Raw genomic sequence first — 9,096 nt, forward strand, 5'->3', positions numbered from 1 at the left:
CCGCGGAGGCCATCAGCCGGCGCTTGTCTCCGCCTCCAAGCTCACTCGTGTTGCGGACGACTGCGATGCTCCGATCGGAACTCGTTCCATCTGTCGGACATGACCGGACCCACGAAGATCGTGCTGCGCGCATTGGCGATCGCCCGACACAGGACCTCGTCACCGTCAACACAGTCGAGGTCCCGGATGACCGCAACCAGCCCGACACCGACAGCTGGACCGTGCGTCACGATGAAGTCGATCAACTCTCGACCGCGCGGCAGCCGAAGGACGTCGTCCGCGTCGTCGATGCCGAACGCAACTCCGGGACGCTCCGCGGTCGGGCTCAGCACGTTCTCCGACGCGGTCCGCCCTTTGACGATCCTCACCGCCGCTTCGAGGTTTCTCACCGTATCCGCGACGTTGGTCGCGATCCACGCCGGAGTATCTACCGCCTGATCCCAGAAGCGATCGAAGCCGTGCTCGTTGCGCGGGTCGGACGGAAAGACGCAGAAGAACCCGGATCCGACCGCCTCCATCAGCACGACGCGCAGCAAGTTGGACTTCCCGTCGCCGCCGTCACCAAATATCCAGACGTGATCGACAACGCCGGTTTCCGGATCGTTGAGCCAGATCCGCTCGGCAGCGCCAGTCATCGTTCTGCCGATCCTGATGGTTCCGGTCGCGACGTCGTAGGAGTTCCCACCAGGGTGTAGAACCGTACTGTCGAAAGCAGTCGCCAGATCCCGAATCTGGACGACCACCTCCGCGGCCGTTACACCGGTCAGCCCGGCAAGCTCCACGGCCAGGAGGAGGCACTCGACTCCGACGAGATCGGTGAGGATACGAGCCATCCCCTGCTGGTCCAGGTGCGCCAGGATGTCGTTCAGCTCCGGGTACCAGGCGTTGTTCAGGCATTGAAGGACGCTTCGCGTCGGTACGGTGTCAACCAGGTCGTCGTGTTGAGTTCGGATCAGACGATTCTTGCACTTGTTGCGTATGTCCTCGATCGACTCTCCCGTGATCTCACCGATCCTGTAGGACAGCGTGTCGATCATGCGCCAGGCACCGATCAGGTGGTCGATGGCGGCTTGGGGCTTCCCGGCGGGCTCCGACAGCGCATCCTCGATCTGCCGTGCGAGAGGCAGATCATCGCCGATCAGCACGTCGAGCAGCGCAGCGTGTGTGGCGACTGCGTGCACCCGGTCGACGACGAGTTCGGTCTGACTTCCGTGCGCCTCGGCGTTGCTTTTCTCCGCGGAGGGCAGCATCGGCCGGGTTGGTAGTAGATCGAAGTGACGACAGAGTTCTGGCCTGTACCGGGGCCTGACCGGTGCTGACGGCGAGTTCGACAGGCTTTCTCCTGGCTTCAGCCCTTGCCGTCGGGTGTGCTGGCATTCCGCAAACCGTGCGGCCAAATGAACGTTCCGGGCCATGGCTTCGACGTGGCCCGGCAGTTTCTTCCGGTACCTGCGAACGAGGCCTTTCGCCTCACGAGCATGCCGCCGGTACTCGTCGACGTTCCCGTTCTGTGCCGCGTGGATAGCCTTGAGTGAGCTGACCCGGATGGTCATCCAGTCGCGTTGTGTGGCAGCCCAGTCTGCCTCCGTGACTTGCTCATCGAGGTCCTCAAGGAGCATCTCCACAAGCCTGTTGATGTCGCGATACGGGAATCCTGTCGTCTTGTCTATGCACACTCCGCTCAGCCCGAGGGCGAGCTCGATGGACTCGTCCACTTGGAACGCCGGATCGAGACCAGGGATGTCGGACACGATCTGCTTGAACTGTCGGAAATGCCGCCAGGCCGCGTCTGTCGCGCCTTCCGATCCATGCGCTTCAGCCAGAGCCATATGCGCCATAGCGGCCACACCGGGTTCCTTGTGCTCACCATGACCCGTCAGGGCGAGCAACCGTTCGGCACAGTCCTGGAAGTCGCCGCGTACACCTGGCTTCCAGGTCATCTCCCGTGCGATCACAACCAGGCAGGCTGCACGCACCAGGGCAGCCTGCTGTGTGGGCTCCGGCAGAGCTTTCGCCTTCTCGAACTGTGCGCGAATCTCAGCCTCGTCGGCAGCCAGGAACGCCTCGACCCGACATAGCATCGCCGTGCACTCGACCAGAGCCTCGAAATGCGCGGGAATGATCCGGTGCATGTCGTGAGCGCGCTGAGCCGCCTCCAAGGCCGATCGTGCGGCCTCGGTCTCGTTGTGCTCGAGCTGCAGGCTCGCCAGTGTGGCGAGTGTCAACCCACGTCGGCCGGCGATCTGAGGGTCGTAGTCGCCGGGTGGGATGAGGTCTAGCGCTTCCTTGACAAGGCGTTGGGCGTCGGTGAGATCACCTTGGAACTTCGCGATCGACGCCGCGTTGGACAGCATCGCGGTGGTCGTCTGCCAGCTCTGCTCACCGTGCTGGAGCAGGCGTTCCGCGAGCGTGACCGCGTGCAGGCGCAATGCCCCGCCGGTCACCATGTCGAGGGAGTGAAGGCACTCGACCATCAGGTTGGTGGCAGTCAGCTCCACGGCGCGCAGCGTCGCCCGAAACTCGTCCGCGTGCGTGCCGAGTTCCGCGCGGACGACGTCCTGGACGACTCGGTGCACACGTACCCAGTCCCGCTTGGCGCTGTCCTGCCAGCGGTCGATGAGCGAGAGTTCCGTGAGCGCGGCGATCGAGGCGTTGAACGCGCCGCGGTCGGTGGCGAGGAGACGTACTGGGATCCGGTCCGGGTGGACAACACTGACGCGCCCCAGGACGGTGATCGCGTCGCTGGGGACGTCCCCCTCTGTAGCGCGTAGTCGTTGCAAAGCAAGGTTCACCGCGGCGACTGCGGTGCGCGGGTAGTCGTCGAGGCGTTGGAGCGGAAAGCTCAGCGCGTCGAGTCGCAGCACCTCATCGCTCAGAGTCTGAAGAAAGTTTCCGATGGATTCCCTGGTGCTGCGCAGGTAGCTGGTGGCCGTGACCAGGCTCAGCGGGAGGCCGTCCAATGTGGTGCACAACGCGTCGGCATCCGAGTCGTCGAGAGCTAGGTCTGCGAGCCTTCGTTGGACAAGGGTTCTCCCCTGGTCGGCGGTGAGGGCACCGACTGTGACGGTGGGGTGCGGGCTGTGCCACCCGCTGTTTCTGGTGGTGATCAGCACCGCCCCGTAACCTGATGCTGGCAATAGAGGCGCGATCGTGTCGGACCCGGTCGCGTTGTCGACGATCAGCAGCCATGACTGCGTGCACCCCGCGAGGGCCTCGGCGACCGCGGCTGCAGCCGCTGACAGCGACCGGTGCGGGCCGCGTCGGATCGTGACACCCATGTCCTGCAACCAGGCCGCGAACTGTTCCAGTTCTTCACCAAGCACGTCCGCGGTCGCGGTCGAGTCGTCATCGCGCTGCGCGGTGAGCTGGTAGATCCAGTCGAACTCAGCGGCGTTGTCGAGGGCGTACTGCTGGGCCACTGTGGTCTTGCCGATACCGGCAGGACCGGTCAGCACGCACGTCCGAACGCGGCCGTCGGTCGTGTGTAGCCCGTCTTCCGCCGTGAGGTGCTTCGCAATCTCCTGAAGGAGTTCGTCGCGGCGAACAGCGTGCTGGCGGTCAGCCAGTTGGATCGGCAGGCCCCACCTAGCCTTGAGGGCTGCTTCCACCTCGGGTCGCGACGCATTCACTGCCTTGAGGAATGCGCTGCGGTGCAGCGTGCGGCCGGCGACGTCGTGGGCTTCGGATTTGTCCATAGCGAGCGAGAGCAGGTAGGCACGCAGCAGTTCGGCAGGGAGATCGCCGATGCCCTGACCAGCCGCCGCGCGAACCCGCTTGAGCTGTATCCGTACCCGTTCACGCAACTCAGGCAAGCCATACGGCTGGACTCGGACGGACGACCGCCGCAATGCCTCCAGCATCTTGGCGTCCGGCTTGTGTTTCGTGCTCAGTTTTCGCACGGTTTGCGCTAGGTCGTCATCGGTGAGGTTAGGCGCTTGGTCCAGCATGTCCATGAACTGCCGCGCCTTGGAGCTGAAAGTCCCGTTCGCGGCCAACTCCAGCCGCGCTGGCCCGCCTGAGTCCCGCTCCAGCAACATGAGCAGGTCGAGCAGTTCGGTCGGCGACCACGCCTTTGCACCCCAACGACTCTTGACCTGGACGACCGCATCGTTATTGCTGAGGCGGCCGATCAACTCGTAGTCGACTTTCTCCGCGCCAGGGCGTCCCTCGATCACGATGGACTCGACGCCGTGGTCGTCCGATCCGCACCACAGCTCCAGCGCGGACCCTCACACTGCCAGAATGGCAACCCCGCGCCTCTGGCCTGCGAAAACACAAGGAACACAAGAAAATCAGTGCAGTTGACTACCGTTCAGCGCAGCTACTTGCAGCTTCACGACGTTCAACTCCTTGCCCTGCTCCAGTTTTGCTCCAACACGTCCAGTGTGAGAGTCGCCCTATGGAACACGAGGTGCCTGCACTACAGGGTTACGGCGCTTCGCACCAACTTGGACGCTTCATCTCGCAGGTTACTCCCGCCGTCAGCAAGACGCTACTGCGTCAGCCGCCTCTCTGTCCCACCCAGCAGACGGTGCTGATTAATGATCTAAGCCGCGACGTGATCGTTCCGACCGACCAGGCAGGCAACGCCCGCACATGCCGCTGATCGAGGGGCGTCCGCTACTACCCACGAACGAGCGTGGGCGACGCTCGTGGGATTCGCGCGCAGACTGGGGATAGCGAGCCGGGAGCTATTCGGCCAAGGATGACAAGCCGTACCACATGCGGAGCTAACGACTTCCGCTCCTAACCAAGCCGCCGAACCTCTGGTCACGAGAACGTGTCCTGAGGCGGCGCTGATACTGGTGGAACGCACCAGCTTGTCGATCAGCCGCTACCGGCACTCGTTGTCCACGATCTCGGCAATGCGTTCGTCGACGGCGAAGCCGAAGTCCTAGACGAGACGGTGATCGACGGGTTGCGGAAAGCCGCCCGCGGAACTCGGCGTACGGGACGGCTCGTCGATGCTCGGCCACTGGTATTACACGAAACTTGGCCCATTCATGGATCATCGATGATGATCTTGAGTGCCGCGCTGACTGCAACGACGAATGGGTTGAGCAGGGCTGGATCACGCCGACGGACGGCGAGGTCATCGACTACGGCCGCGATGGCGGTGAGCGGCTGGAAGCTGCATGGCGCGAAGGTCAGGAAGTCGGGGCGGATTGTGGTCATTGGCTAACGCTGGTCATGTGCGCTCATCCGGCGTCCGGCAGAATCGGGTTCGCCTCTCTCAGGGCGTGATCATGCCTGTTGTGAATCCTGCCGATCTGGGCAGTTAGTACGCTGACATCCGCCGTGGTGACGAAGGAGCCGCCGTGACCGAGCCGGAACACGCCGCAACGAGAAGCTTGAGCGCGACGCTCGGCGCGATCGCCCGCACGCTTCAATCCGAACCGGACGTGAACTCCACCCTCGCGGCCATCGTGAAAGCAGCGGTCAACCACGTCGACGGCGCCGAAGACGCCGGGATCTCCCTTGTCGAGCGTGGATGCCGTATCCGCACCGTCGCACCCACCAGCGAGATCGTCGTCACGATCGATGAGGTGCAGTACCGCACCGGTGAGGGTCCGTGCATGGACGCAATCGCTGACCACCAAGCCTACCGCACCGGCGACCTCTCGACAGAGACCCGCTGGCCTGGGTTCACTCCTGAAGCCATCGCAACCGGAGTGCGCTCGATGCTGTCGTACCGGCTGTTCGTCACCGATACGACCCTCGGATCGCTCAACCTCTACTCACGCAGAGTCAACGCGTTCAGCGAGCAGACCGATGACGACGGCCGGCTGTTCGCCGCTCACGCGGCGATCGCGCTCGTCGGCGCCCAGACCGAAGCCAGTCTGCGCATCGCAATCGAGCATCGCGACGTCATCGGCATGGCCAAAGGCATCCTCATGCAGCGCCATGACGTCGATGCGGTGCAGGCATTTCGGATGTTGGTGGAGTCCTCCCAGTCCACCAACGTGAAGCTTTATGAGGTTGCCGACTGGCTTGTCACGCACCGCCGCGAACTGTGAACCGATGCTGTCCCCGCCAAGCGTGCAGATAGCGGGGAGCTGCACACGAGGGTGAAGTGGTCGCCACGGATTGTGGTCGGTGACCATCGCGAGGCATCATCGAGGTGTTGCTGGTTGGGTGGTCGCACCGCCGGACGAGCTTTCCGACAGCGAGGAAGTGAAGCTCGTGCGGCTCACCAGCCAGTTGGACGACGGCCCGAAATCCGCGATGCTGAAGCTCGACAGCCCAGCTGTCACCGCTGCGGCGATTCGGCACTGGACGCGCAATGTCTTGTCCGGGGTGACCGGAGACGACCTGGATGACATCCTTCTCATCTTCAACGAAATCGTGAGCAACGTCTTCGACCACGGCCGTAACCCCAGCTAGATACGGCTGTATCGATCAACACAACCAGGCTTCGTGCGCATCGAGGTGGACGACGCCTCACCCGCACTGCCCATCTTGGGAATCTGACGTCTCAACGAGCACCGCGGCCGAGGCATGATCATCGTCGATCAGCTGTCCAAAGACTGGGGCGTCATCCCCGGTCCGCACGGAAAAACCGTCTGGCCGAAATCACCTGCGAGCCGTAACAGATCCCGCCAATTCCGAACTAACGCCTGGACGTCACAGGGTTCCGGCTCGGTGGCGAGGCCGCCGCTGACCGCGAGCTGTGGCACATCTGGCAGGCCAACCGCCTCGATCCGCACTTCGAGCAGGCGCACGTGGACGCGCTCGCGCTGGGCCGCTCCTACGCCATCGTCGGCAGCAACGAGAGAACACCGTCCACCCCGCTGGTGACAGTCGAGTCCCCGCTAAAGGTCCACGTTGACCTGGACCCGCGCACACGCGAGGTCCAGGCCGCGCTGAAACGGCAGTACGAAGAGGACGGCGACGGCTACACCGAGGCCTACGCCACGCTCTACCTGCACACGAAACCGTCTGGCACAGCAGCGACAACGGCAGCGGTACCTGGTCGGAGATCGACCGCGACGAGCACGGCATGGGCACCGTGCCCGTGGTGCCGATCATCAACCGGCCGCGCATCCGCCGACGCCGCACCCTCGCGCCTGGGCCGCTCCGGGCCGATCAGCGTTCTCCCGCTGTCCGACGCGGCCTGCAAGATCGACACGGACGTGATGATTCTAGGAGTATCACGCGATGCCGAGCCGCTACGCGCTCGGCTTCGACAAGGACGATTTCGTTGACACGCAAGGACGTCAGCTCACGCCGTGGGAGTCCGTGGCCGGTGTGCTGTGGGTGTCGCCGAAGTCGCCAAGGAAGACGGCTTTGCGGCCGGCCAGTTTCCCGAAGCGAACTTATCGGACTTCCACGACACGCTCAACACTCTGGCACGCGCGGTGTCGTAGCTGTCGTATTTGCCGCCGCACTACCTCGGTTATGCCACTGAGAACCCGGCCAGCGCGAACGGTATCCGTTCGTCGGAATCGCGGCACATCAAGCGCGGAACGCCGACAACGTGACGGCCAGGTACACCTAGAACTGGCGGGCGCGGTACGGGCGACAATTCAGCAGGTGCCCGCACCGCGCAACCAGACAGCGCGGAGGTTGGCTGCTTAACGCACCGCATCAGCCTGGCCGGACCACATTGCACGGCCTCACCCGAGTCCGGCAAACCAGTTTCGGCACCTGTCGAGTTACCCGCCGCAGTGTCACCTACACCGATAACTCAGACAGAGCCCGAGCGGTAACGCCCTGTTCGCAGTGTCTATCGCCGCTCTGCGACCGGCCCTCAGTCAAGCGTGGTGCTGACCTGCCGCCCTGCACGGCCTGTCAGCACCACGCTCACGACCAGCACACTGACTCAGCCAATGGGTTCATTGTCGCGTGCTTCAACCTCTGCGCCACCGCTCTGCGCATGCGACTCCCCACCGGCGGCGCTGCCGTGCTGGTGGCACGCCATCCCGCGTGTACCCCGCACAACGTTCCCTACACAGGATCGATCAGCTTGTCCTGCTCGGCGAACTCGTGACCATGCACAGCGGCGATCGCCTCCGTGCGGCTGGCATACAACGGCAGCACCCGATCGACGGTGGTAACCGTCAACGGACGCACCACAACCCGGTTCGACGCCGCCACGGCGAAACGGACCCCGTGCGCCGCGGACTGCTCACCCAACTCCAGCAGCACTCTGATTCCGGACGAATCGAAGAACGTCACCGGATCGAGGTCGATCACCAACGCCGCAGGCCGCTGATCCAGGCATCGGACCACCTCGGTGAACACATGATCAGCGCTGTTCGCGTCGACCTCACCGGACACGAGCGCGACCAGCGTCCCGTCCTGCTCGACCGCGACCACACCAGCCGACTGCGGCGCGTCGTCGATCGGATCATTACCACCATACCTGTTCACGGCTCTCCTCAAGGCCATACGCCACAGGCACGCTGCTTGGCCGGGGACGCCGTGTTCTGTTCCACACGATAGTGCGGCATACAGGATGCCACGCGCGACGCACCACGGCGCACCGCCTGACGAGTTCACTCACTCGCCCGGCCGTGTTCACGACGGCCCCGCCATGGCGCAGACGAGAGGTGATGTACCACTGACCTCGCCATCAACAAAGCTGGCTACCGTGGACGACGTGTAGGCGCACCGAACAGCAGTTCACGCCGGGCGAGCGCGCCCGCGTCACGATCCTGTGCGGAAGCCTCCGCTATAACGCGCAGCCTCGTCCCGTCGATGACTGTTCCGGCACCGCCACAGCGGTCGGGGTAGTGAGCGCGGCCGTGCTGCGCGCGCTCGCCACCCGCCCGGAGGCCTCAAAGACGAAGCGATCAGCGGGCACTCCCGCACCCTCGCGCACGACGATGGCGGCGGCCTCTACTTCACCGATACCGAACTTGACCTACTACGCTCCGTCCCCAACGGCGGGGCGCTCTCCATTTGGACGGTGTAGGCCGTGCAACTACCGCACATCGTAACTCTCGTTGATCCCGTGGAGGTCGAAGACCAGTACGCCAACCCCACCCCCGAACTCCAATATGGTCCCGACGCACCACGGCGTCACGTCCAGGACTAAGTGATCAGTTCAAAATGAGCTGGCGTGTCGGCTTTGCCTGCGGGACAGGACATTCC

Annotated in this window: 7 protein-coding genes; 4 read left to right on the plus strand and 3 right to left on the minus strand. The window is 64.0% G+C overall.

The features are described from left to right. Positions 1–41: 41 nt before the first annotated feature. Entirely contained in the window at positions 42–4,175 is a 4,134-nt protein-coding gene (locus IEY88_RS43205; RefSeq protein WP_189160704.1) for a hypothetical protein, read from the minus strand. A gap of 224 nt (positions 4,176–4,399) precedes the next feature. Here IEY88_RS43205 and IEY88_RS43210 point away from each other — a divergent pair, with 224 nt between their 5' ends. Beyond that, positions 4,400–4,606, plus strand: coding sequence for a hypothetical protein (locus tag IEY88_RS43210; protein WP_189160705.1), 207 nt, complete (start codon positions 4,400–4,402; stop codon positions 4,604–4,606). Between the two features lie 395 nt (positions 4,607–5,001). Here the strand turns inward: IEY88_RS43210 and IEY88_RS43215 are convergent, their stop codons facing one another. Further along, positions 5,002–5,175: a hypothetical protein gene (locus IEY88_RS43215; protein WP_189160706.1), complete on the minus strand. Its 174-nt coding sequence runs from the start codon at positions 5,173–5,175 to the stop codon at positions 5,002–5,004. 143 nt (positions 5,176–5,318) lie between these two features. On the opposite strand from IEY88_RS43215, the gene IEY88_RS43220 reads away from it, so the two are divergent. The 3 genes from IEY88_RS43220 (at position 5,319) to IEY88_RS43230 (ending at position 7,205) form a co-directional block, all read left to right on the plus strand. Next, the gene (locus tag IEY88_RS43220) at positions 5,319–6,017 is read left to right on the plus strand and encodes a GAF and ANTAR domain-containing protein (protein WP_229694332.1); all 699 of its coding nucleotides are present in this window, start codon (positions 5,319–5,321) and stop codon (positions 6,015–6,017) included. A gap of 79 nt (positions 6,018–6,096) precedes the next feature. Beyond that, positions 6,097–6,384 (plus strand): ATP-binding protein, encoded by a 288-nt coding sequence (locus IEY88_RS43225; protein ID WP_189160707.1) that lies wholly within the window; start codon positions 6,097–6,099, stop codon positions 6,382–6,384. A 233-nt stretch (positions 6,385–6,617) separates the two neighbouring features. After that, a complete protein-coding gene (locus IEY88_RS43230) occupies positions 6,618–7,205 on the plus strand; it encodes a phage portal protein (protein ID WP_189160712.1) in 588 nt (195 codons plus the stop codon). 742 nt (positions 7,206–7,947) lie between these two features. Here IEY88_RS43230 and IEY88_RS43235 read toward each other — a convergent pair. Next, positions 7,948–8,385, minus strand: coding sequence for an STAS domain-containing protein (locus IEY88_RS43235; RefSeq protein WP_189160708.1), 438 nt, complete (start codon positions 8,383–8,385; stop codon positions 7,948–7,950). Between the last annotated feature and the right edge of the window lie 711 nt (positions 8,386–9,096).

This window comes from Lentzea pudingi (genome assembly GCF_014646255.1).
Taxonomy (GTDB): Bacteria; Actinomycetota; Actinomycetes; order Mycobacteriales; family Pseudonocardiaceae; genus Lentzea; species Lentzea pudingi.

Excerpts from the sequence above, each read along its gene's own strand:
- IEY88_RS43210 (WP_189160705.1), top strand. The coding sequence starts at position 4,400 with ATGGAACACGAGGTGCCTGCACTACAGGGTTACGGCGCTTCGCACCAA.
- IEY88_RS43215 (WP_189160706.1), bottom strand. The coding sequence starts at position 5,175 with ATGACCACAATCCGCCCCGACTTCCTGACCTTCGCGCCATGCAGCTTC.